A 26,720-nucleotide genomic window follows, 5' to 3' on the forward strand; every position below is an offset into this window, starting at 1 on the left:
TTAGGATAAGAACGATATTTTGAAAGTTTTATAAGCTATAGTTTTTACAAACAGATTTATTAAAAAACTTCACACACTTCATACACACTTATACAATTAAATCATTGTCATTAAAGAATGATGATGGTATGATCATGCTTTTAAAATTGTAATAAGATAAATTTTGAATATAAAAAATATTAAACTCCAAAAGGATCAAGTATGTTAAAAAACTACGTTCGACCCAAGACATATAGTATACTATATTATTGTTTAATTTTTTTCATTTCTCAATCGAGTATTGCAGAAAATAAAACAAGCTTAACTAAGGATGCTTATCTAGAAAGGGAATCTTCTTTTGATGATGGAGATGCAATTGTGCCAGTAACATCTGTACTATTTGATACTACAAATCCAACAGCGATCTGCCAAGATATTACGATTCAATTAGACGCCGCTAATAGTGCAACCATTATCGCTTCTGATATTGATAATGGTTCTTTCGATACAGAGAGTAGTTTTACGTTATCAATAGATCTTGACACTTTTGATTGTTCGCATATTGGAGATAATACCGTAACACTTACAGTTACAGATACAAGTAATAATAGTGCCACTTGCACCGCTACGGTTACGGTACAAGAGACAACAATACCTACGGCGATTTGTAAAGATATTACAGTAAGCTTAGGGGATTCTGGTACGGCTAGTATATCTCCATCAGATCTTGATGGGGGTAGTAGTGATAATTGTGGAGGGGTCACTTTAACTGCTGATAAAACAGGGTTTACCTGTGATGATTTGGGAGCAGTAACAGTAACACTTACCGCTACAGATGGCAGTGGGAATACAAATTCTTGTGTCGCAACAGTCACCGTTATTGATACTGTTGCTCCAGTAATAGTTTGCCCGGATAATATTACCGTGAATCAAGATACAGGTATATGTGGGGCTGCAGTAACTTTTACGACTCCAGTAGATGGAAGTTTGCGAATTAATACGGGAACACTTACGGCAGGTCCAACACTAACAACAAGTGGAGGAACTACCAACTGGACCAGCGTGGCATTTAATCCCAATCTAAATTTGTACTATTCTTTAAGAGCAGGAAATACAGGTATGCCATTTAGAACTTATGATGATCAGGGTAATACTTTGGTAACTAATACAACAGGGTTGGATTTTAGAGGACTCTGGTGGAACCCCAATACCAATGAATTGCAGGGCAACGGTGCAGGAACTAGTGGATATAGAACCATCGCATTGGATGGGAGTGGATATGCGACCAATGGTGGCAATACTTTTGTAACGGGACTGAATCAGCCTAACAATCAGTCTAACGGAACGTATGATTATCATGCTAATGAAATTATTTTTTATCATTCAGAGGTATTATATAGATATGATATGGAAGGAAATCAATTGGGAAGCACTACTATTGTTAATTTTCCGGAGGTTTCTAATGGGGATATCACCACACGTTCTATCGGATATACCGGAGTTCCGGGTGCAGAAATTGTAATTTATAGTGAACTAAATGCAAGGGTCTATTTTATTGATAAAGCAACAGCTACATATAATGGTGACTTCTTAGATATGCCTGCGGGAGCTCCCACACCAAATAATTACGGTTTTACTTATGCTAATGGATATGTGTTTTTGCGAGAAGATTCTTCTGCCGATTCTTGGGTGTCTTATCAAATTGTCATTGATGACCGATTAGATAACTGTAATGGAACAACAATAACACAAACTGCTGGGTTGACCAGTGGATCTCTATTTCCTGTAGGAACATCTACAGTAGAGTTTACAGCAACTGATGCTGCTGGTAATACTTCTATATGTTCTTTTGATATTACAGTTAATGACATGACTTCACCTACACCAGTATGTCAAGATATTACAGTTCAATTAGATGCCTCAGGGAATGTTACAATTACTGATGCACAAATCGATAATGGATCTGCAGATGCTTGTGGTCTTGATACTATGGTATTGGATATTAATACATTTGATTGTACTAATATAGGAACTAATACTGTTGAGCTTACAGTCACTGATGTAAATGGTAATAGTGATAATTGTACAGCCACAGTCACAGTAGAAGATAATATTGCACCTATAGTCGTTTGTCAGGATGTTACGGTTCAATTAGATGCTACAGGAAATGTAACGATTGCAGCAACGGATATCGATAATGGTTCTAGTGATGCCTGTGGTATTAATACCATGGTATTGGATATCACTGATTTTGATTGTACAGATATCGGAGACAATACCGTAGAACTTACGGTTACTGATGTCAATGGAAATACCAATACATGTATGGCAACGGTTACCATAGAAAGTCCAATAGAAATTGATATACAAGGTAACGGAATTTCTATTGCTAATGGAGATGCAACTCCTGATACTATTGATGATACAAAATTTGCCTCTGTTCTTTCTGGAGGAAGCACTACCAATACATTTACTATAGACAATTCTACAGGTACCGTAGCACTAGATATTACCAATGTTGTGCTAAGCGGAGCACAGGCGGGATCATTTGCTTTGGGGGCTACGCCGACGACTGTAGCCGCAGGAGCAAGTACTACTTTTGATATCACATTTACCCCGGCCTCTGCAGGAGATCATACAGCTACCGTTACCATTCTTAATAATGATTGTGATGAAGCTACCTATACATTTGACATTACAGGATATTTAGGAGATAGAGGAGAGACCCTAAATTTAGATGGTATTGACGATTATGCGTTTACAAACATTAATTCGAGTACCGATGATTTTACCCTAGAAGCTTGGTTCAAGGCCGATAGTGGAGCTAATGGATATCGTGCTATTATGGTATGGCAAACAACAGGGCCTAATAAAGAAACATCTATAGAAGTACGAGGTACAGGAGTAATTCGTTTGGGGCAATATGATTATACTGTGAATAGGTGGCAACAAGTATATAGTACAACCAATGTAAAAGATGATCAATGGCATCACGTAGCTGCAGTAAAAATAGGGTCTGAATGGACATTGTATATTGATGGTGTGGCAGAAGGTACATTAACCTTAGCTTCTAATAATTCTGCATATACCGGACTTACTGATTTCAGAATCGGAAATATACAATTTAACGATGGAACCCTAGGAGAACATTTTAGAGGAGAAATCGATGAGGTTCGTATTTGGGATCATAGTCGTTCTTGTTATGAAATTAAAAATACCAAAGATTGCGAACTTTCTGGTACCGAAACAGGATTGGTAGCATACTATGACTTTAATCAGGGCGTTGCCGGGGGATATAATCCGTCAGAAACTGTTTTATTGGATCAAACTGCTAATAATTATGATGCTACTTTGAGCAATTTTGCACTAGATGCCAATTCATCAAATTGGATAGCACCAGGAAGTGGTATCAGTACGACAGCATGTATAGAAGTAGCTCCAAAAATTAGTGTATCAGGTAATGCAACGGTAATTAGTGATGGTGATACAACACCAGATTCTACCGATGGCACTGCATTTGGCACCATCTCTACACAAGCTACCGCAACGCAAACTTTTACAATTACCAATGATGGAGGTGGAGATTTAGAAATTGATGGAATTTCAGTTTCGGGAACATCATTCTCGTTAGGAGGATCCCTTACATTTCCAATTACACTGTCTGCAGGAATGACTCAGGATTTTGATGTTTCTTTCTTGTCTAATTCATGCACAGATACCGATTATAATGGATCAGTACAGGTCGATACAAATGATTGCGCAATAGGGTCATTGACCTACGCGGTTTCTGCATCGGTTACTGATGATGTAAACCCTACAATGGTTTGCCAGGATATTACGGTTCAATTAGATACTACTGGGAATGTAACCATTGCAGCAACAGATATCGATAATGGATCAAGTGATGCCTGTGGTATTGATACGATGGTCTTAGATATCACTGATTTCGATTGTACAATGGTGGGTAATCATACGGTTGAGCTTACCGTTACTGATATGAATGGTAATAGTAATACCTGTACAGCGACAGTGACTGTCCAGGATACTGTAGACCCTACTGCAGTTTGTCAGGATATTACGGTACAATTAGATGATGTTGGTGATGCTACTATATATGCATCTGATATTGACGGAGGAAGTTCTGATAATTGTGAAGTACTTGTTTCTTTTACTGGGACCCCTTTTATTTCTCAAACATCATTTAATAATGCCAATAATAGCCGTGGACACGGGCAATCTTTTACGGCTACAGTTACGGGAGTACTCACCAAGGTTCGTGTTATGTTAGATAGAGATTATAGCGGTAGGAATATTTATTTTTACAATGGCGCTGGTAGTGGAGTTTCTAATGGCATTGGTACACCCGATTATACAGAACCAAGTGTTCCTTTGGTAAATAGTAATGGAGGACAGGTATGGTCAGAAATTGTATTAACAGAACCTTTTTCAGTAGTTGCAGGAAATACCTATGCTTTTGTAATTCATGGAAATACAGATATTTATTATGCATGGAGTAACGCATATACCGGAGGATCCTTTATATGGCGATATGATACAGCTTCGGGATGTTGTACTTGGGGCGATTTGGCCTTTGAGTTAGAGTTTGATGAAGCCATGGATTTTAGCTGTGCCGAGACTGGTGATAATACTATACCACTATTGGTAACGGATTTATCAGGAAACACGGATACTTGTAATGCTACGGTAACTGTAGAAGATTCTGTACTACCTGATGTAATTTGTCAGAATATCACGATACAATTAGATGCTTCGGGTAATGCGAGTATAGTGGCATCAGATATTGATAATGGATCAAGTGATGCCTGTGGTATTGATACTATGGTGCTAGATGTAACTGCATTTGATTGTACGATGGTAGGAGCTAATACAGTTGAGCTTACTGTTACTGATGTCAATGGTAATAGTGATAGTTGTATAGCTATCGTAACCGTTGAAGATAATATTGTTCCAACGGTTGTTTGTCAGGATATCACGGTTCAGTTAGATGCTTCGGGTAATGCAAGTATTGTGGCATCAGATATTAATAATGGTTCGAGTGATGTCTGTGGTATTGATACGATGGTGCTAGATGTAACCGCATTTGATTGTACGATGGTAGGAGCTAATAAAGTTGAGCTTATTGTTACTGATGTCAATGGTAATAGTGATAGTTGTAATGCTACGGTAACTGTCGAAGATAATATTGTTCCAACGGTTGTTTGTCAGGATATCACGGTTCAGTTAGATGCTTCGGGTAATGCAAGTATAGTGGCATCAGATATTGATAATGGATCAAGTGATGCCTGTGGTATTGATACGATGGTGCTAGATATAACTGCATTTGATTGTACGATGGTAGGAGCTAATACAGTTGAGCTTACTGTTACTGATGTCAATGGTAATAGTGATAGTTGTATAGCTATCGTAACCGTTGAAGATAATATTGTTCCAACGGTTGTTTGTCAGGATATCACGGTTCAGTTAGATGCTTCGGGTAATGCAAGTATATTGGCATCAGATATTGATAATGGATCAAGTGATGCCTGTGGTATTGATACGATGGTGCTAGATATAACTGCATTTGATTGTACGATGGTAGGAGCTAATACAGTTGAGCTTACTGTTACTGATATCTATGGTAATAGTGATAGTTGTAATGCTACGGTAACTGTCGAAGATAATATTGTTCCAACGGTTGTTTGTCAGGATATCACGGTTCAATTAGATGCTTCGGGTAATGCAAGTATATTGGCATCAGATATTGATAATGGATCAAGTGATGCCTGTGGTATTGATACTATGGTGCTAGATATAACTGCATTTGATTGTACGATGGTAGGAGCTAATACAGTTGAGCTTACTGTTACTGATGTCAATGGTAATAGTGATAGTTGTAATGCTACGGTAACTGTCGAAGATAATATTGTTCCAACGGTTGTTTGTCAGGATATCACGGTTCAATTAGATGCTTCGGGTAATGCGAGTATAGTGGCATCAGATATTGATAATGGATCAAGTGATGCCTGTGGTATTGATACTATGGTGCTAGATATAACTGCATTTGATTGTACGATGGTAGGAGCTAATACAGTAGAGCTTACCGTAACCGATATTAACGGAAATAGCAATACATGTATGGCAACTATTACTGTAGAAGATTCTGTATTGCCAACAGTTGTTTGCCAGGATATCACAGTACAATTAGATGATACCGGTAATATAAGTATTACTGCATCAGATATTGATAATGGATCAAGCGATGCCTGTGGAGTGATACTTAGTTTGGATACTACGGACTTTACACTTACAGACGTAGGTACAAATGATGTAGTACTCACGGCAACAGACCCTCAAGGAAATAGAGTGCAATGTACTGCCATTGTAACTGTAGAAGATGTAACGCCACCGATTATTACTTTATTGGGAGACGATCCTCAAATAATTAGTTACGGAGATAGTTATCAGGAATCAGGAGCAATAACCAATGAACCAGCAGAATTAGTGATTGGTGATTTAGAGTATGTAGAAGGTACGGGAGATTATATAGTTCGCTATAATGCTACCGATGCTTCAGGAAATCAAGCGATAGAAGTAATACGAGAAGTACTGGTTGCAGCAAAGGAAGCGCCAGAATTTAATATACAGGTGTATCAAAGTGCTACAAGGAATGAATTTTATATTACTGGTTTTGATGGGGAACTATTGTATGAAATATATGATATAAATGGTAGGAGAGTGAGAATACAAAATTCTGTGACTGCAGGAGAGGCAATTTCTGTGGCGAACTATTCTGTGGGGTATTATTTCTTAAAAATGTATCATTGGGGGTATGGATTAGACAGTAGTTTCGAAATGATATATGTGCGATGATTTAAAAACTTTTAGAAGCAAGGATCAAACATATTATTATAGAGATAAATAGTACTGAAACGAAAAGTTCATAGTTGGGGTGGTATGCAGGGAGTACCCCTTATCAGTAAAGGGAGTACCCCCTTACGGATGAGGGGTCTATGCCATGCAGAGGTGTTTCGGGTTGATTATATATCGCATCGATATGATCTTGGATCACTTCAATGTGATTATAGGAACCTAATAATTGATATGATATCGCTTAGATCCGATACAAAGACCCAACAAACCGATTCGTTTTGGGGTCATGACCCTAAAGATGGTGGTTCGAACCACCTCAAGATCACTTCGAAGGATCTCAGGATCACTTTGAGTCAACTTGCAATGGTCTTAAACTATGATGCAATTACTTTGAAGGACTTCAATGATCCTTTTGTCAATACTGTTTCATTAAGTGCGTAACTTAAAATATGCACCCTCTTTATTATAACTTGATAAGACTACCATCAGTTTTTGCCGATTTGTAAATGGCCTCTACAATTCTAATATCCTTCATGCCTTCTTCGCCGGGAACAATAATAGGAGTATTATTTAATATAGAAAGGGCATCATCATCCATCTGCTTGGCTTGTTGGTTTTCTATATATTGATTTAATAATTTTCCATCGCTTGTTTTTCCTTGTACACCAGAATACATAGAAAAAGGTTGTAATGTATACCATCCTTTTTCGCAGTCGGCATAGAGTCTATGCATAGATTTTCCAACACTTGTTTTACCATAAGCCATAGCGCCAGAGGGAAATTCTAAGGTAAAATGAGTAGTTTCGTCGGTTTCACTAAAAATTTCAGGTCTAGTAGTCATTTGTTGTGCTGATACAGATATAGGTTCTTCTGCAGTGGTATAACGAGCTGCATTAAGGGCATATACTCCGAGATCATACATAGTGCCCCCACCTAATTCAGAATTTAATCTCCAGCTGCGTTCAGGGTTAGATACATTGTATCCGATTTCAGCTTTAACGGTTTTAATTTTTCCGAAGGGTTTTGATGTACCCCAAGCTATCACGGTTCGGGTATTAGGTTCGTGTTGCATACGATACCCAATGGTAAGTTGTACCTTATTCTTTTTACATGCAGTTATTATGGATTGGCATTCTGCTACTGTTTTTGCCATTGGTTTTTCGCACCATACATGTTTGCCAGTGTTTGCTGCTTCGATAGCGTATTTTGCATGTAATCCTGTAGGTACTACAATATATACAACATCTATATCTGGGTTATTTGCGATACGATTCATTGTTTGATAATTGTATACATTTTTATCTGGAATTTGATACCGTTCTTGCCAAATAGGAATTTTCCATGGGCTACCAGTTACAATACCTGTTAGTTTGCAGTGTTTTGTTAGTTTAAGAGCAGGTGCCAATACAGCCGTGCTATAATTTCCTAAACCAACGAGACAAACACCTATTTTTTTTTGATTGGAGTTTGTATATAAGGTCGAAAGAGGTAGGAGACTACCAGCTACTACAATACTCGTATTACGGATAAATTTCCTTCTGTCTAACATCTTAAAAAGAGATTAATGAAACTCTTATAAGGTACGTTTTAATACAATATCATTATGTTGTCACTTTGTTAAAGCTTGTGGGTTAACTCATTAATTTTCCCATTCAACCGGATCAAAGATGGTGTTAGATGAATAGGTTACTTATTTCTTTTGTAATTCTGGCGGGTTTTAGTGTTTCCTTGCGTAGAAAACACCAGGTAGTTTTTGCAGAAACCAATGTTTTTTCAGTTGTTGTATTGATAATTTGAGTTCTACGCTCACTTTTTGCCCCACGAGAATGATGTATCCAAGTTTTTATTGTGATAGGGTCATTTTTATACGCAGGATGATGATAATCAATATTATGGTTCAGTACCACCCAAACAAATGAGCTTCGAGTAGCCTCATTTGTTTTGGATTCCCAATGTTTTTTTGCAATATCTTGTATCCACTGCAAGTAAACAACATTGTTTACATGTCCCATCTCATCTATTGCAGTTTCAGGTACTGTAAACTGTTGTAAGAATATTCGAGATTCCATAAAAGGGTAGATTATATTTAAAATTTAGAATTTGAAATGTAAATTAGAACCCCAAAACAAGTTTTGCAATATAAAAGAAAAGGTAGATACCAAAAATATCATTACTTGTTGTTATAAAAGGCCCCGTCGCAATGGCTGGATCAATTCCTCTTTTGTCTAATATAATGGGTACAAAAGTTCCTACAAGAGCAGCAACAATAATAACCAGAATAAGAGCAGCTGCTACGGTAATATTAAATAGTAAATCATATTGACGAATCATTCCGTAGAGAATGAGTAACACTGCTAATGCTACTCCATTTATTAAGCTAAGTCCGATTTCTTTAAGTAATCGATTTACAAGACTGCCTTTTACATTATCATTGGCCAACCCTTGAACAATGATTGCAGAGGATTGTACACCTACATTTCCTGCCATTGCTGCAATTAAAGGAGTGAAGAAGAACAGATCGGGATATTTTTCTAGTGCTTCATGAAAACCACCCATTATAGAAACACTTCCTAATCCCCCAAAAAGTCCCAAAACTAGCCACGGTAATCGCGCTCTAGTAAGCTCCCAGACATTATCATCTGCTTCTACATCTTGAGAAATACCTGCCGCTAGTTGGTAATCTTTTTCTGCCTCGTCTACTATAAAATCGACCATATCATCTATGGTTACACGACCAACTAATACTCCGTTATGGTCTACAACAGGAATAGCTTCGAGATCATACTTTTGCATAATCCGAGAGACTTCTTCGCCATCAGTATCAACATCTACAGAATCAACTTTTGGGATATATATATCGCTAATATGTGTTTTTGTAGATGCGGTTAATAAATCTTTAAGAGATAATCTGCCTTTTAACTTTTCTTCCTTATCTACCACATAAATTGAATGTACACGTGTCACCTTCTCAGCCTGTCGTCTCATTTCTCGAACACAACCGGCAACGGTCCAGGTCTCCTTTACTTTAACCAATTCTTTTGCCATTAAACCACCTGCAGTATCTTCATCATAGGAGAGAAGTTCTTTTATATCCTCTGCACGTTTCTCATCTTCTATTTGAGCGATTACCTTTTCTGCACGACCTTCTGGGAGTTCTGCAATAATATCTGCAGCATCATCACTATCCATTTCTTCTAATTCTTCTGCAATTTCTTTTGCAGAAAGTTTTTCAAGAATACGTTCACGAAAATCATCTTCAAGTTCTGTAAGAGCCTCCGAAGTTTTTTCGCTATCTAATAGTTTGATAATGTATGTGGCCTGTGATAAAGAGAGAGCACTAATAATTTCTGCAACATCAGCAAAATGGATCTCGCTGAGCATCTTACGCAAGTTAGTATCACCTTCTACTTCTATAAGGTGTTTTACTTGTTTGATAAGTTCATCAGAAGCATGAAATTGCATATATAAAGTGCGTATTTAGGTGATCTTTTATGCCAACGTTTGTTTATTACGATCTATAAAATGATTATTTATTATTATACAAACGCCCACAAAGATAACCAAAGAATTTAATTGAGCTTTATGGTTGTATTAAATCACTTAATCAATTGATTTTTCGATTACCTGGGTTAGTTCTATAAACTGTTTTACATTTAATTGCTCAGGTCGTTTAGATAAAATTTCGAGATCTTTTATAGTTTCAGGAAGTTGAAAGGTTTTTAAGCTATTTCTCAAGGTTTTTCGGCGTTGACCAAAAGAAGTTTTTACAACTCTAAAGAACAATTTTTCATCACAGGGTAAGGAATAATCATTTTTTCTGATCAATCGTAAGACACCACTTTCTACTTTGGGCGGAGGGTCAAAAACATCTGGAGGAACAGTAAATAAATATTCAGCATCATAAAATGCCTGAGTAAGTACAGATAAAATACCATATGTTTTACTGCCCGATGATTCGCAAATACGTTGAGCAACCTCTTTTTGAAACATCCCTGTAAATTCAGGAATTCGTTCTTTATTTTCTAAAGTTTTAAATACTATTTGTGTTGAGATATTATAGGGGAAATTGCCCGTAATTGCAAATTGCTCTTTATTAAATAGGGTGTCTAGGTTATATTTCAGGAAATCACCTTCTAAAACCTGAAAGGATTTATTTCCTGAAAGTATATTAGTGTGTTCTAGTCTAAAATTTGTATTCAAATAATCAATAGATTCGTTGTCTAAATCCATTGCAATAAGAGCAATGTTTTTTTGTAGAATGTATTTTGTTAAAACACCCATTCCAGGTCCAATTTCAATAGTGTTTTTATATCCATTGAGAGTCAGAGTGTCTGCAATTTTTTGAGCAATCTTTTCATCTTTCAGAAAATGTTGACCAAGATGTTTTTTGGCTTTTACAGCTCCGGCTTCGAACAATTTCTTTGCTTGAGGAAAAGACTTCTCGTATTTTTTCTTTTTTTTACTCATTTTAGAATGTTCATTGCATGGTACTGCAAGTTTATGAATATTATTGTTGGCTAATGATTTCTAACTCGGTTCTAAAAGCCACAAATTTACCTGCAAAAATATTGGATTTGGCACGAAGCTGCTCTGCATCCTGAGTATAATATTGCTGTAAGGTTTCTTTGCTATCGGTTGTATATTGTACAGAATATGTAACACCACCCATTTCTTCTTCTACAAGTACTTTGGTCATAAGTGCATTGCTGAATTTTCCGGTAGCTAGCATATCAGGGATGTGTTCTTCTTTCATCCAAACTAACCATTTCTCATGGATAGTTTCCTCTACATTGATAGTGACATTATATATGTACATGAGTATCTTTTATTTTTATGGAAAGCTATATTTACTAAAGGAAGCAAAGTTACGTACTTAAAATTGAATACAATTCGTATTAGAGCGAGGAACAAATATTTATTTAAAAAAATGGTTCTAATGGTCTAATAGCTGTTTCATAATTAGACTTAATAATAAATTAAACTCTCTTTGATGGATTTAATTAATGGCGTCTCCTCTTAGGGTTCTGTATTTTTTTCGTGCGTCTACGAAGTAAATACTGTCGGCATGATTAAAGATAATCTTTTCATAAAGCTCCTTTGCTTTTTCTGGTTCACCTAATTGATTACTATAGAGTTCAGCTAACCAATAATAAGCATCGTCAGCTAGAATGTCATCATTATAAAACTCTATAATTTTTAGATAATTAACTTTTGCTTTTTCAAACTGTTTTTCTTTTTCATACAATTTTGCCTGTCGTAAAAAAGCTTCATCTTCTATTTTTTCTCCTTTGTGTTGCGTTAGAATTTTTTCATACATTATTATGGCTTCATCATTTTTATTCTGGAAAGCCAGTAAATCTGCTTTAGCAAAAATCTTAAGAGCTGTTTGCGTAGAGTCCTCATGAGAGTTATCATTAATTATAAGACTGAGCTCCATGGCATCATTTGCGATTAATTGAGAGGTAGAGGATTTTAAAACATCTAGTTGAGTCTGGGCCCAAGCAAAATCACCTTTGTAATAACTTGTTTTAGCTACTTTGAAACGTGCATCCTGAGCAAGGAAGTTATTTTTTAGAGCGTTTTGTACTTGAGTATAGTAAATTAAGGCTTGGTTAAATTTTTGATCTAAAACCAGAATATCAGCAATTTCCATTTTTATTCTAGAAGATTGAAATCTGGACAAATGTTCTCGCGTAATTATTTTTTTTAGAAAATCCAGTCCCTCTTGTTTTTTATCTAGACTGAACGCTAGAAAGTGCGCATAATCTACTTGTAACCCTATTGTTTCGTGAGATTTTCCGTATTCATCGAATACATTTTCATATTGCGTTGCAATGGTCGGGTATTCTTTTTCGGTAGCATTATCGACCTTTGCTTTAAGAATGATTTTATGAGCAGTAAGTTTCATGTCCTTAGAAACAGGAGTCTCGAGAACATAATTGAGAATCTCTGAAGCAGACTTAATATCTTTTTCTGCAATAGCAATTCTGGCAAGATCAATGATGCCATCGGGCCCTTCTGCTTTACGTTTATAAATTGCCTTTTCTTGTGTAAATGCCTTTTTAAATTCTTTTTGTTGAACAAATAACCAACTCAACATCTCATTGTAGACAATGTTAGGCTGTTGTTGTAGTTTTTTAATTAGTAATTTTCTAAAAATAACATTGGCCTCGTTAATAGGGTCTTCTGTAATGTATTCTGAAAAATTACGTTGCACTACACTTAGGTAATTAGGTTGCGATTGTACAAGTGTTAAATAGCTATTAAACATTTTTTCAAGCTTTCCTTGTTCCCCATAAATTTTGGCTAACTGAACACTGTAATTTGTTCTAGGGTTATCTTTCATTCCTTTTTCGTAAATGATAGCCGCTTGATCTAATAAACTGTATTTTTCAAAAGTTTGTGCCAAAGAATAGGCGTGATTTTTACTGTTTTTTCCATAAGCGGCAATAGCTTTGTCATAATAAGAAGTGGCTTGATCATGTTTACCTTGTACATCAAAGTGGTGACCAAGTTCTACTAGCATTTGCGCATTATCAGGATTTTCTTTGATTCTTTTTGTAAGAATAGTTTCTGCCTCGGCAAATTGCTCGAGTTGTTGGTGCGATTCGACTAATCCTAGAATATATGTGGTACGACTAGGGTTTTTTGCATATAATTTCTTAAAAACAGAAAGAGCCTTTTCATATTGTCCCTGTCTTATATAATTTTTTGCCAACTGTTCTGATTGAGAATAGGTCAAAAAAGAAAGCAATAAAGTGATATATAAAAAGATAGGGCGCATTACAGATGTTTTTTGTAAATATAGCGGTTAACTAACAAAGTAGCAAGATCATATTGCTATCAATAGTACAGGTACATTGATTTATTGCAAATTAAGCATTGTATCTTATGAATGAAACGCAGAATTACATTTTGGGTGGTCGCATTAGAGAGTCAGTGTAATTCTATAGAAAAGTATGATCTCGAAAAGAGACTAATGATTACTTATATATTCGAGTATTGAGAAGCAAAGTTTATGGTATTTTCTTTTACTCCCTCATATGTCTAAGGGAGTAAAAGAAGGATGTTTTAATCAATATATTCGAATCCGCAGTATGGTACGAGTACCTTTGGGATTTTTATGCCTTTTGGGGTCTGATAATTTTCTAAAATACCCGCTAGTACTCTTGGCAATGCTAATGAACTTCCGTTGAGTGTATGTGCTAATTGATTTTTACCATTAGAGTCCTTGAAACGTAATTTGAGACGATTTGCTTGATAAGATTCAAAATTAGATACCGAGCTTATTTCTAACCAACGATCCTGAGCCGTAGAAAACACCTCAAAATCATAAGTCAAAGCAGCTGTAAAACCAATATCTCCTCCACAAAGACGTAGTATTCTATAAGGTAATTCTAGTTCTCTAAGAATGTCTTTAACGTGCGCTACCATCCCATCTAGTGCTTGATAGGAGTTCTCGGGTTTTTCTACACGCACAATTTCTACTTTGTCAAATTGATGTAATCGGTTTAAACCACGAACATGTGCCCCGTATGAACCTGCTTCTCTTCTAAAACAGGGTGTATATCCTGTGCAACAAATAGGAAGTTCTTTTTCGGTAACTAATTCATCTCTAAAAAGATTTGTTACAGGAACTTCTGCAGTAGGGATGAGGTATAAATCATCGCCGGTTACGTGATACATTTGTCCTTCTTTATCGGGTAGTTGTCCTGTACCATATCCAGAGGTTTCATTTACAAGATGCGGAACCTGAAATTCTTTGTATCCAGCTTCGGTGTTTTTGTCTAAAAAATAATTAATTAAAGCACGTTGCAACCGTGCTCCTTTTCCTTTATATACAGGAAAACCTGCCCCTGTTATTTTTACACCTAACTCAAAATCAATAATATCGTATTTTTTTGCAAGCTCCCAATGTGGTAACGCACCCTCTTCGAGCGTTGGGATATCCCCTTCTTTGTATACTTCTTCATTATCTTCTTCACTCTGACCATTAGCAACTGAGGTGTGCGGGATATTAGGAATTGTATAGAGTAATTGGGTTAGTTCTTCCTGAATTTGGGTGAGTTTTGTACCAAGCTCTTTAGAATTTTCTTTTAACTGTGCTGTTTTTTCCTTGAGCAAGTTTGCCTTTTGTTGTTCTCCGTTTTTAAAAAGCATACCGATTTGCTTAGAAAAAGTATTCGAATCGGCTAACGTATGGTCGAGTTTTGCTTGTGTCGCACGGCGATCTTCATCTAATGCGATCACTTTTTCTAAAATAGGTGCTCCGTCAAAATTACGTTTTGCAAGAGATTTAATATATTCCTCTTTGTTTGCTATGATGTTTGTTACTAATAACATGGTATCTTTTTTGGGCGATTCCCGGGCTATCCGTTGTATCTTCGAAACAAGTTCGAAGGATGCCACTACTATCCCTATCGCAATGAGGAAACAAATGTAAAGAAAAGATGGGTTTTAGGAAACGTGACCTTAAGAAAATTAATAGGTACATCCGCATTTACTTCTTCTACATCCGAAATCAATTCCTAGAGTAATTAAGTGAGATCCCAATGCGCTGCTAGCTTCAAAAGACTCATTAAGATTAACCAGGTATCCATAGGCAACATAGAAATTAGATTTTTTAATACCGATCATGGGTGATACAGACAGAGGTTTCATATCCTGATCTATAAGTGATCGCATACTTGCCCCGATCCAGTAATAGTCTCCTCGATTCATTTTTCTAACTTTTAGGTTAAAATCCGCTGTACTTCTTCCGTCACCAGCAAAACCTTGATACAAGACAGAAGGTTCTATTTCTAGGTCATATTGTCGATTATCAAATGTATATCCTGCATACACCTGATAATTTTGTAGTTTAGAAGGTTCGGCAGCGCTAAACTCATCGATCTCTTTTTGAATAAGATTGACTGCATTTGCACTTAGAAAGAATCTGCCTAATCTATAAAGCATACCTATATCAAAATTAGAATTGTTTACTTCAATACTTTCTAAGCTTGGATTGATGGGATTGTCTGGATTTCCGTTAGAAAATCCAGAGGAATTGATGAAGAATTGAGTAAATCTATAGCTTAAGCCAAAAGATAGATAATGTTCTTCACCACTCAATGTAAGGTGATGCGCAAATGATACTTGTAATCCTTTTTGCGAGGTAAATCCGTTTTTGTCATTGAACAATATTGCACCAACTCCCGAACGATCAGAAATTCTACCGTCTATCGATAGGGACTGAGTAGAAGGAGCATCAGGAATGTTGACCCATTGCTCGAATCCTGATGCACGAATTTGCCAACAATCCCCTATACCCGAATAAGCACTGGATATGAGGTAAGGGTTATCGGCGATATACTGATTTTGTATAGGAGCAAGAAACTCTTGACTGTAGTTCTTATGAGGTATCACAATACATACTATAAACATTATTATGATACGTTTTCCGAAGTATTTTAGTAGTGCTATCATCTATCTATGTAATGTAAAGTGACCAACAAATTCTGTGTTTTCTGCATCATTAAGCAGTATCAAGTACCAGTAATCACCCGACGGAAGATCTTTTCCTTTAAGTATACCTTGCCAACCGTTATTTCTTTGATCTCCCTGAAGTTCTGATAATAGCCTACCATATCGATCAAATATTTTTACTTCCAAAGAGCTAAAGTAAAATGGGTCATCTTCATTTTCAGAGACTTGATCCGGATACCATCCATTTGGATCAGTAGCATCATAGTAATTAGGAATAATAAGATTGATGTAGGTAAGTTTTTTGGTCAATTGTGCTTCACAACCAGTTTCGTTGATAACTCTTATCATATAATCGCCCGTTTTGCGAATTACGAAACGATTAGACTCTAGTTGTATCTCCACATCGCTTTCATCAATAAAAGTTAGGAAGTAGGTGTATCCTGCAACAGGATTTGTAGCAGCTCCGTCAAGTATGATTTCATACTCATTTACATCAGCAGTACTTCCTGTAAGTTGTACTGAAGGAGATAGAATATTAGTATATTCTTCGATAAGTATAGTACCAATATTTACTTCGCACCCATTACTAGAGGTCATGGTTCCCATATATTCTCCAGGGGTTACTACGAATGTACCATCCATATTAAAATTGTTACTCGGATCAGGAGTACCATTAACTCCCGTAATTGTATATATAATATCGGTGGTTGCCGAATTCGTCGTGGGGACAAAGTTGATGTATTGTATCGCTTCCTTAAGTATTTCGCCTGTCTCAAAGTCAATAATAGCACAATCTGCAGTTTCTTCAAGCGTAGCATCTAATATAACTCCTGGGTCAACATCGAGATTGATAGGTAATGTACAATCTTCGTTATTACTATAATCTCTTATAAATAACGTTGTGATTCCGCCAGGTAAATCCTGAAGTACTAAGTTTGTAGGGTCAGAAACCAATTGAAAACTAGAATCTACTCCTGTGAGACTCCAGTAATATACTGGATTTAGAGGATCTGGTCCTATTGTTCCTCCTGATATAGAGACGACTGCTTCACCATTAGAATATCCAGCACACGACTCTGGAGTAATAGAGATAATGTTTGCAGTTATGGCAACAGGTTCATTAATTGTGATATCCTCGATTCTGATTACACATCCTTTGGTATCAGAGATTTCTACTGAGTATATCCCGGCAAAAAGTTCATCAAAAGTATGTTCTCCTAGAATACCATCACTATCATCCTCAATAAATCTAAAAAGAATAGCTCCTGTATTATCATATAAGGTATAGTTGTAGTCTGGTGTTCCTCCTGATAATGTGATGGTTATGGTTCCGTCAATATTACCATTGCAACTAATATCTGTATGTATTTCTGTTGCTGTAAGTGCAGCATCAGGTTGGGTAATAGTAAAAGTACGGGTTTCTGGTCCACAATCTTCACTAGTTACACTATAAGTGTAGCTACCTGCATATAAGTCTCCGAAGAAACTAGAGCTCTGTGCAGGAATACTTACCGGGTTTCCTTGTTCTGTAGTTCCTGTTAATGAATACATATAATTACCAAGACCACCTGTTACTACACCATCAATGGATGCTGTATTTTCATCAAAACAAACAATAGAAGTGTTATCTGTATCCAAAGTAATGTTTACGTTTTCTATAGTACTTATGGTTACTGTATTTGAACCTATAGATTCGCAACCTGCAGCATCTTTTACAAAGAATGTATAATCTCCCGGAGTAAGGTTATTAAATGTGTAAGGGTTTGCTCCAGAGACATAGGTGACTCCATCGTTACTATATTCATAAGGAGCAGTTCCTCCTGATCCTGTGACCATAACATCCGCCGTAGGGTTTGCGCATGTAGGAGTTCGAGTTGTATTTATAGTAATTGTTGTTTCTGGGAGTGTATCAATAATCACATTTTGAGAAGCTGAGCAATTGAGGTTGTCAAAAACAGTAACGCTATAATTTCCTGCTGGTAGATTGGTAAATGAATAGGCATCTGTGGCGCTACTAACCTCTGACCCTTGAGACCCATCAGGATATGTAAGTACAAATAAATAACTTCCTATTCCTTGACCTCCGGTAGCAGTTACTGTAATGACACCATCTTGACTGTCGATACAATCTAGCGTGCTTCCTGGAGCAGAAGCTATTGTAATAGGGTCTGGAGAAGTGAGAGTTAGTGACTCTACCTCTTCGCAACCTTCACTATCCTGTACCCTTATCTGATAGGTTGTTCCGGATATAGAATGGCTTAGGTTTTCAAAAAGTGTAGTAGTGCCAAAAGTATCATAAGGAGGTAAAGGGGTACCTGTTGCATTTTCTAATCGGTAGGTTAGGGTTCCTGTTCCTCCGCGACCACTAGCTTCTATAACTGCATTATCATTTGAGTCGCAGTATCCAGAAATTATGGTATTTACGGTTAACTCTAATACAGGGGGTGAAATTATTGTGTAGGTATTAGAAATAGCCGTACAGCCTGTTACAGGATCTGTAACGGTTACTTCGATAGTGCCTGGTTCTAAATCAGTTATGGTAATTGGATTCATAGTAGTTGTATTACCAGATCCAGTTACAATGGTAGTGGTATTGAGGTTTTCTGCACTATAGTTATATGTTCCATTATGACCAGTTACTGTTAATTCAACTGTTCCGTCTTGAGGAGAAGTGTTAAAACAGCTTATGTTCGTTCCTGAGTCTATAGAACTGCCAATGGTGTCATAGGTAGCTACCGAATAACTATCAGTTCTAATAGAACATCCGGTTCCTTGATCATAAATTTCGAATATATAATTGCCTGGAGCTAGTAGAGAAAATGATGCACTTGTTGTAGCGCCACCACTGGCTATGGTTTTCGTTGCTACGGCAGCATTGATTTCTGAAAAGTCAAAAGGTCCTGTTCCTCCTGTTATTGTTACGGTAACATCCTCTTGTGGAGTTACACAGCTAATTGTTGAGTTCTGAGCTACCACAGGGGCACTCATCTCTGGTATTTGGATATTTACCGGTGAGGTTAGACTAAAGCTACAGTTGTTGAAATCAGTTATAGAGATATTATAGCCCCCCGACATATAACTATCAATAGTAAAACTGCTTCCTGTTACTGCAATATCGGTTCCAGAGAGAGGTCCTGTATAGGTAATTTTGTATGGTGATGTTCCTCCCGAAATAGTTACTTCTATCGATGGGAATATTTTGTCATTGCTTGCATTACAAGAATAATTAGTTGGTGTTGCCGTTGCGCTAAGAATTCCTGGTTCACTAATGCTAATAGGGTCTAACATGTTTTGGCATCCAAATGTAGAGGTTACAATGACTCTGTATTCTCCTTCAGAGATATTTTCAAAAAGAGGATTATCTATTTGATCTGTTCCTACTTGAAGACCTTGTGTGCCTCCAGAAAAATCAAATAATTGATATGTAAATGGATTGTCGATGTTTGTACCTGTAGATAATTCTACCAAGATGAAGCCATCATTACCGAGGTTACAAGTAACATTTCCACTATCCTTTAGGGTTACTATAGGTTGTGTATACACTCGGTTGACATTTGTATTTGCAGAACATGCTGTGGCTGTAGCGCCATTATCTGTTACTTGTATGTTATATTGACCAGCAAGAATACCAGTAAATGTATTATTTCCTGTCTGTGTGACTAATACGGGATTAGTGTTAATATCTGTTCCTGATAAAGTAAAATCAAAATTACTAGGGTTAATTAAAAAGTCAGAACCCCCGTTTACAGTAACAATAATATCTTCTCCAGAACTACATGTGGGTTCGGTGTTAAAATCAGCTGTAATTTGTAAATCTTCAAAAATATCAATTGTTTGTGTATCTGTACATCCTCTTGTGTCACGAACAGTTACTGTATAACTACCCGTAGATGTTATTGTAAAGTCATGATTGGCACCATCATCAATAAAACTAACACCATCTATGCTATATGATAATTGACCTGTTCCTGTTGCATTGACAGTAAATGTATATGCAGATCCAAATGTACATTGGTCATAGGCAGGTATAGCTGTCAATGAAGGAGATGCAATAGTATTTAGTGTTACAGGGATGCCAAGGCTGCTACAACCATTATCATCTTCAACTCTTATGGTGTAGGATGTACCAGTGAGGGTGTTAAAAATACCGTTGGCATTAGAGGCAACATCAGTAGTACCATCATTCGCAATATAGGTGTATGGACCAGTACCACCTGTTGCAATCATAACTACTTCAGGTCTTTTTGTACAAAAGCCATCTTTCTGACTGTCTAGTCTTAGCTCTAATAGTTCGGGTTCTGTAATTTCAAACTCTATAGCAGCATTACATGGTGCTGCTAAACCAGAGTCTGTTTCATTTACCCTGAGCAAATATTTGCCGGGAGGAAGTAGACTAATTGTTCCTGTGGCCGAACTCCCTGATAATCCAGTTTGATTAACACCATTACTAAACGTATACGAAGCAGAAATATCAGTGTTAACATCAATAAGACTGTATAATTGATACGTTAGTTCATTACCGTTATAGCCATCTATTATATAATCAAGGCTTCCATCGATAACTGTATTGCAAGTGGTATTATTTTCTGTTTTCGTTATGGTGATAGAAGATGGACTAGGTTGTGGTGTAATAGTTCTGATATCTGTACAGTTAGAATCTATATCGATAATTTCATAAGTAAATGGTGTATCAAAGGCCAGGTTAGTAAACTGATGGTTGCGTTCGAAAGTTGTTCCCGAGGAGGTCGGATCGCCATTAAGATTTGCGAATGTGCCACTTGGGTATTCTCTTATCTGAAAAGGACCAACACCATCAAATACACTAATATCTACTGTAACTCCGCCTAAACAGGTTGCGACAGGTGCTGATTCGGTAATTGTAAACAAAGGTTTTGTGATAATTCTAAAATCATATGTAAATGCGCAACTATTTGAATCGGTAATTTCTAAGGTGTAATTACCAAATTCTAAGTCCTCGAACAATGCTGTGTCTGAAGTGGTAGCTGTAATAGGGTTTATTCCTCCGGCTACCGTAGCTAAGGAATTGTCTGGTTTTCTTAGAGTATATGTATAAGTTCCTGTACCTCCTAAAACACCAACCGCTTCAATAGAACCATTTGTGGTGCCTAGTACCGCATCACAAGTAATATTATTTTGGTTAAATGTTGTTACTGAAATAGGGGCTGGGTCATTTACATCAATGGTCAAAATGGCACTTTCACACTGGTTTGCATCACGAATGGTATATGAATATGTTCCTGCGGTTAACCCGCCATATACCGTTTGGTTTGTATATCCGTTACCGTTAAAATCGATTTCATAAGGAGGTACTCCTATAGAATTATTTACAGTAATTGTTGCACCACCATCAGATGCTAATGGGCATGTTGGTGAAGTTGCTACTGCAGTTGCTTCGGGATTAGCAGCCGGTGATACGATTATCTCATTTGTGATTACTTCACAATTATTAGCGTCTATTGCCTTAAAAGCGTATGTTCCCGATGTCCCTGTGGTGTATGAAGATCCAGAAATTGAAGTATATGTTCCTCCGTTTAGACTAGTTTCAAAACGTATGGGTGCTGTTCCTCCGTTTGTGGTGATGGATATTTCGGCTGCTGTACTTGCAGAGCAATCAATATCTTTTGTTAAACTGGCACTTGCTGTTAATTGTGGTGCAATTGTTTGTGTTATTTTAGCTTTACAACCATAAGTATCTAGAATAGTAACGGTATATGTGTTTGGTGTGAGCGAAGTAACAGAAAAGGTGTTCCCTGTTACATTTGTACTTGCTCCTGAATTAATAGTATATGTAAAAGGTGCTGTTCCTCCTGTGATAGTAACATCTAATTGAGCAGGATTAGCAGGGGTATAACATAGGTCAGATCCGCTGTCAAATGATGCAGAAATAGCAGGTGGATCCGTGATAATAACGGTATCCGTAGTGGTACAATTTAGACGATCAGATACAACAATAGTATATGTATCGGCTGTCCCTACTGTAAACGTAGGACTTGTTTGGGGCCCGGCAACTGATGATGCACTACTATTTAGTAACTCATATTGGATGCCGCCGCTACCTCCCGAAGAAGTTACACTTATTACAGCATCTTGTATACATGTAAGAGGTGTACTATCTATAGCGTCTATTGCTATTGCATTTGGTTGATTTATAGTAACCATTGCACTTTCATTACAATTTGTAGTAGTATCTGTAACCAAAATGGTATATACTCCTGAACCGAGACCCGATATAGTAATAGGTGTTGTATTTGATCCTCCAATATTTGGAGATCCCAACGAACCTCCTGTTACTGTGTAACTATATGAAGTACTAGTAAGATCTATTCCAGATACCTCAAACGAAAAGGCTGCATTTTCATCTCCATGACATTGGGGTTCAGCAAGCAATGTTGTGTTTATAATGATTGCATCAACTTGTTCTATGGTATATGTCTCGCTATATATACATCCATCTTCTGTAGTTCTTGCCTCAAAAGTATAGGTAGTGCCAGGAGAAAGTCCTGCAAATTCAGATGAATTTTGCCAAGCTGTAACTGTTGGTGACGTAATCCTATATTCTATGGTTGCTGGAGTGTTGGTCGTTGTTGGAATAAGTTCAACATCTGCCGTTAATGCCGGACATTGTGGCTGTGATGCATTAAAATCTAAATCAATTATTTCTTTTAATGGATCTACAGTTAATGAACCTAATTCAACTGGGCAAAAATTGGTGTCAGTATCTCTTATAAATACAGTATATGTTCCTGCAGTTAACCCGGTAAATATTCCTGTTGTATTGGTATAATCAATACCATCAATACTATATTCATAGCTGCTATTTCCATTTTGTGGATTTGTTACGCTTATGGTGGCTGTTTGTACGCTTGTTCCTAATGCATCACATTGATAGTTTTGGGTGATTGCAATATCCGCAGTAATTTCGATTGCATCTGTTATCGTTGCATTGAGAGATGTTATACAGTTAAAACGATCAAATATAATGATAGAGTGGTTTCCACTGCTTAGATTTACAAAAGTATGGTTAGGTGTATTTATAGGTCCTACAAATGTAGAACTGTTTAAGACATATGTAAAAGGCCCTTCTCCATCTGTGATTTCAACAAATATTGATCCTTTCTCAGTAGTACATATTGGGTCAATAGCTGTTGCTGTTGCTACTACCTCAGAATATTCACTAACGGTTACTGATCCTGCTGAGATCACACATCCTGTACTTGTGTCTCTAACAAAAATTGGGTAGACACCATCTGTTGTAAATCTAATTTCGTTTGTAGATCCAGACGGAACGGTCAATAAAGGAGTCATAGTAATATTGGTGCTATACTCAAAAGGTCCGGTTCCTCCAGTAATATTAATATCTGCAATCGCCGTAAATTGATCTGGGTCGTAATCTGGTAATCCAGAATCTGGTTGATAAAAAGTATTGCAGCTAAGGTCTTTTCTTAACGTAGTAACTGCAGAAAAATCTATAGAAGAATCGATAGTAATTGTTTTGCTATCAATACATGAACCATCAAAAGAGACAACTTCTACTGTATAAGTGTCTGGATTAAGTCCCGAAAAAATATGGTTTGTAGTTGTTGTTGGACCTACAGCATTGCTAAATGTATTTGTTGTACTAGCAATGGTATATGAATAGTTAGGTCCTGAATCAGTAACATTTATTACAACTTCACCCTTATCATTTGGGCACCCTGGATCTGTTGTTGTTATGGATACAATAGATTCTGAAATTTCCATAAATTGAGTTGCCTGAAATACACAGGCAGTCGATAAACCATTATTTTGACGTACGTTAATTGTATAGGTACCTTCTTCTGTTAATCCAGCAAACTCTGGAGATATCTGATACCCAACGACAGTATTTGTTACTGGTGTAATTAGTTGGTATTCATATTGGTTAGAGGAGTTTTGTACCCGTAATGTTCCTGGTGTTGTACAAACAATATCCTGAACAATTTTTAGGCTTGGTGCAAAATTGTTTTTAAAAACATTAAAATAAAAATCAATACTACAATTAACATCAAATTCTGCTCTGATTCTATACTCACCAGGTTGAGAAACAGTGTATTCTCGGGTATTTGCTACCTGAACCCAATCAGAAGAACAACCACTATCCAAAGTTGGACAAGATTCATTTCTGATTACTGTTGGACAAGATGAAGGATCTAAACGTTCCCAAATGATATTTGTAGCATCTGCAAAACCTGAATCTAGATATTCTTCGGCATCAATACCACATAAAAATATCTCTGGTAAAGCCTCTGCCGTAATAGGGCAAGTACGAATATTGCCATTTACCGAGGTATTATTTACAATATCAATAATTGGATTCACGACGGTGTTAAAAGCTTTTACGGTCCATATCTCAAAAGCATCTGAACAATTTGGATCACCTGTTTTATCTACTCGATATTCTCCTCCCGTACTTACATTTAAGGTCTGTGAAGTACCCACAACGTTACCCGAACTTAGATTTGTCCACCTATACGTAGGAAATCCTGATCCAGCTACTAAATCTAAAGTACCTGTACATAAAATCGCGTCATATTTATTATCACAACCCGATACATCAATAAGAACGGTTGCTGCACCTGGATCATCAAAGAGACAAGCATCTTGTCCTAGTATACTATCCTCATTTGTTATGGTAATTGATGAGCTTACACCTGTATATGTTGTGGTGGCAGTATTTATTATTTGGTCGGCACAAGCGTCACGTAAATCTATACAACTGGCTTCTACAGTGACTTTGAAACGTATGGATAAAGCACTGTCAAATCGCTCTACATATTCATCTTCTATTGTAATGGTAACTTCATTAGTGCCATTGTAAGTAAGGTTTAGTCCAGGGTCGGGAATAGTTGCACCGGCAGTAAATTCTATATTGCTAGATAGAATATCGGTTATTGTGGCATTAGTAATGTCTTCGATCCCTTGATTTTCTATTATTAATTCATAATAAATTTCGTCTCCAGGAAGTACAGATCCTCCTGTAATATCTACTCCATTTTTATCTAAAACCTTTTTGATTACGGTAAGTCTGGGGTCTGTCAATTCAATAGGGTCTGTATAGGGAGCCCCGTCTACTAGGCCAAAACCATCAACTGTTGCCGGATCTACTCCATAAACTCCTGTGTCATTACCATCTGCGTCTGGGTCATTATATGCTTCATCTGCATCACTACATCCATCTTCATCACTATCAAGGTTAAGAAAATCAAAACTACCGTTACTTAACGTATCGATAGGATCAATTCCTGTGCCAGCAGAAGAAGGAATTCCGTGGTATTCATTACTAGCATTGTTATCATCGTCATCGGCTCTACCATCGTCATTGTTATCTATACCACCAGCTTCAACAACATCATAGATACCATCATTGTCACTATCTAAATCCAGATAATTTGGTTTGCCATCATTATCAAAATCGGGACAGTTATTGATTTCTGTCAAATTAAATATTCTTACATCATCAATTAGGTTTCCTACGGATCCTGCAGCTGGGAATACGGATTGTATGGCAAACACGGTGGTTGTTTGACCGAGGGGTACTGTATATAATCCAACGTAGCGTTTCCAAGCCGTTTTGTCGGTTTCCATAATTGTTTGTACCGTGGCCGTTGCGAGATCTTCGCCAATTTTAATAGAAGCTTTTTCTGTTTTTGATCTCCCCTTATGGCTTAGTGACCAAAGTATTTGATCTCCCGGACTTACCGTTATAAATTGATAAAGAGTACTCGGGGCTGTAGACATGAGCTCAGCAACAATATCGCCCTCGGGCGCTACGGTTCCTAAAAAGTTTTTCCCCCAAAGCTCTATTTTTTTATGGCCCAATGAACTATACCATCCCTGAACCTTCGATTCATGAAACAGGCCCCATTTATTTGGTCCAACGAGTTTATTGAATTCGAAACTTCCGTTGACTAATACTTCGGGATATCCGCATTCTATATTATCCAAGATACCATCGTTGTCATCATCAAGATCATATAAATCACACATCCTGTCTGTATCATAATCAGCCGCACCAGTACTGGAGACCGTAGTACAGTTGTCTATTGTCTGAGCATTAAAATTATACGAATTAAATAGTGCTAGCATGAACAGAACATATCTGAGTATTTTTCTACTCATGTTCTTATAGAGACGGGGGGATATAGAACTCATTTTAATATTATTATATCTTGGCCTTACCAATAAATTGTGGCAATAGGGGTAGCTTCCGAAAGATTCGGACATAAGTCACAACTCAATAGCAAGTATCGAAATGTTTACAAATTAAATAGATAGGTTGACCTTGTCAATTTGATCAAAAATTGACATAATTATTCTGTTATTAAATAAATCTCTATAAGATCAAATGAATAGAATAATGAGAGTAG

The 26,720-nt window shown here is 36.9% G+C and carries 11 protein-coding genes; 2 read left to right on the forward strand and 9 right to left on the reverse strand.

What is annotated here, in order from left to right; genetic code table 11:
* The first annotated feature begins 201 nt into the window (after positions 1-201).
* The gene (locus DZ60_RS0106490; protein WP_025741282.1) at positions 202-6,849 is read left to right on the forward strand and encodes an HYR domain-containing protein; all 6,648 of its coding nucleotides are present in this window, start codon (positions 202-204) and stop codon (positions 6,847-6,849) included.
* An 84-nt stretch (positions 6,850-6,933) separates the two neighbouring features.
* Positions 6,934-7,290 (forward strand): hypothetical protein, encoded by a 357-nt coding sequence (locus tag DZ60_RS0106495; protein ID WP_025741283.1) that lies wholly within the window; start codon positions 6,934-6,936, stop codon positions 7,288-7,290.
* Between the two features lie 22 nt (positions 7,291-7,312).
* Here DZ60_RS0106495 and DZ60_RS0106500 read toward each other — a convergent pair whose 3' ends face one another.
* From DZ60_RS0106500 to DZ60_RS0106540, 9 genes are all read right to left on the reverse strand, one after another.
* Positions 7,313-8,398 carry a Gfo/Idh/MocA family protein gene (locus DZ60_RS0106500; RefSeq protein ID WP_025741284.1) on the reverse strand — a complete coding sequence of 362 codons (1,086 nt, stop codon included), beginning with the start codon at positions 8,396-8,398 and terminating at the stop codon, positions 7,313-7,315.
* Positions 8,399-8,522: 124 nt separating this feature from the next.
* A complete protein-coding gene (locus DZ60_RS0106505) occupies positions 8,523-8,918 on the reverse strand; it encodes an acyl-CoA thioesterase (protein WP_025741285.1) in 396 nt (131 codons plus the stop codon).
* A gap of 43 nt (positions 8,919-8,961) precedes the next feature.
* Positions 8,962-10,311, reverse strand: a complete 1,350-nt coding sequence (gene mgtE / locus DZ60_RS0106510; protein WP_025741286.1) for a magnesium transporter — start codon at positions 10,309-10,311, stop codon at positions 8,962-8,964.
* A gap of 138 nt (positions 10,312-10,449) precedes the next feature.
* Complete coding sequence (gene rsmA / locus DZ60_RS0106515; RefSeq protein WP_025741287.1) at positions 10,450-11,316, reverse strand: 16S rRNA (adenine(1518)-N(6)/adenine(1519)-N(6))-dimethyltransferase RsmA; 867 nt, start codon at positions 11,314-11,316, stop codon at positions 10,450-10,452.
* Between the two features lie 40 nt (positions 11,317-11,356).
* Positions 11,357-11,665 carry a DUF4286 family protein gene (locus tag DZ60_RS0106520; RefSeq protein WP_025741288.1) on the reverse strand — a complete coding sequence of 103 codons (309 nt, stop codon included), beginning with the start codon at positions 11,663-11,665 and terminating at the stop codon, positions 11,357-11,359.
* Positions 11,666-11,845: 180 nt separating this feature from the next.
* A complete protein-coding gene (locus DZ60_RS0106525) occupies positions 11,846-13,633 on the reverse strand; it encodes a tetratricopeptide repeat protein (protein ID WP_025741289.1) in 1,788 nt (595 codons plus the stop codon).
* A 287-nt stretch (positions 13,634-13,920) separates the two neighbouring features.
* Entirely contained in the window at positions 13,921-15,192 is a 1,272-nt protein-coding gene (gene serS, locus DZ60_RS0106530; RefSeq protein ID WP_025741290.1) for a serine--tRNA ligase, read from the reverse strand.
* Positions 15,193-15,330: 138 nt separating this feature from the next.
* Positions 15,331-16,314, reverse strand: coding sequence for a PorP/SprF family type IX secretion system membrane protein (locus DZ60_RS0106535; RefSeq protein WP_025741291.1), 984 nt, complete (start codon positions 16,312-16,314; stop codon positions 15,331-15,333).
* Positions 16,315-26,439: a T9SS type B sorting domain-containing protein gene (locus tag DZ60_RS0106540; RefSeq protein WP_025741292.1), complete on the reverse strand. Its 10,125-nt coding sequence runs from the start codon at positions 26,437-26,439 to the stop codon at positions 16,315-16,317. It lies immediately after the preceding gene.
* Positions 26,440-26,720 lie beyond the last annotated feature (281 nt).

This window comes from Aquimarina pacifica (assembly GCF_000520955.1).
In the GTDB taxonomy this organism is placed as follows: domain Bacteria; phylum Bacteroidota; class Bacteroidia; order Flavobacteriales; family Flavobacteriaceae; genus Aquimarina; species Aquimarina pacifica.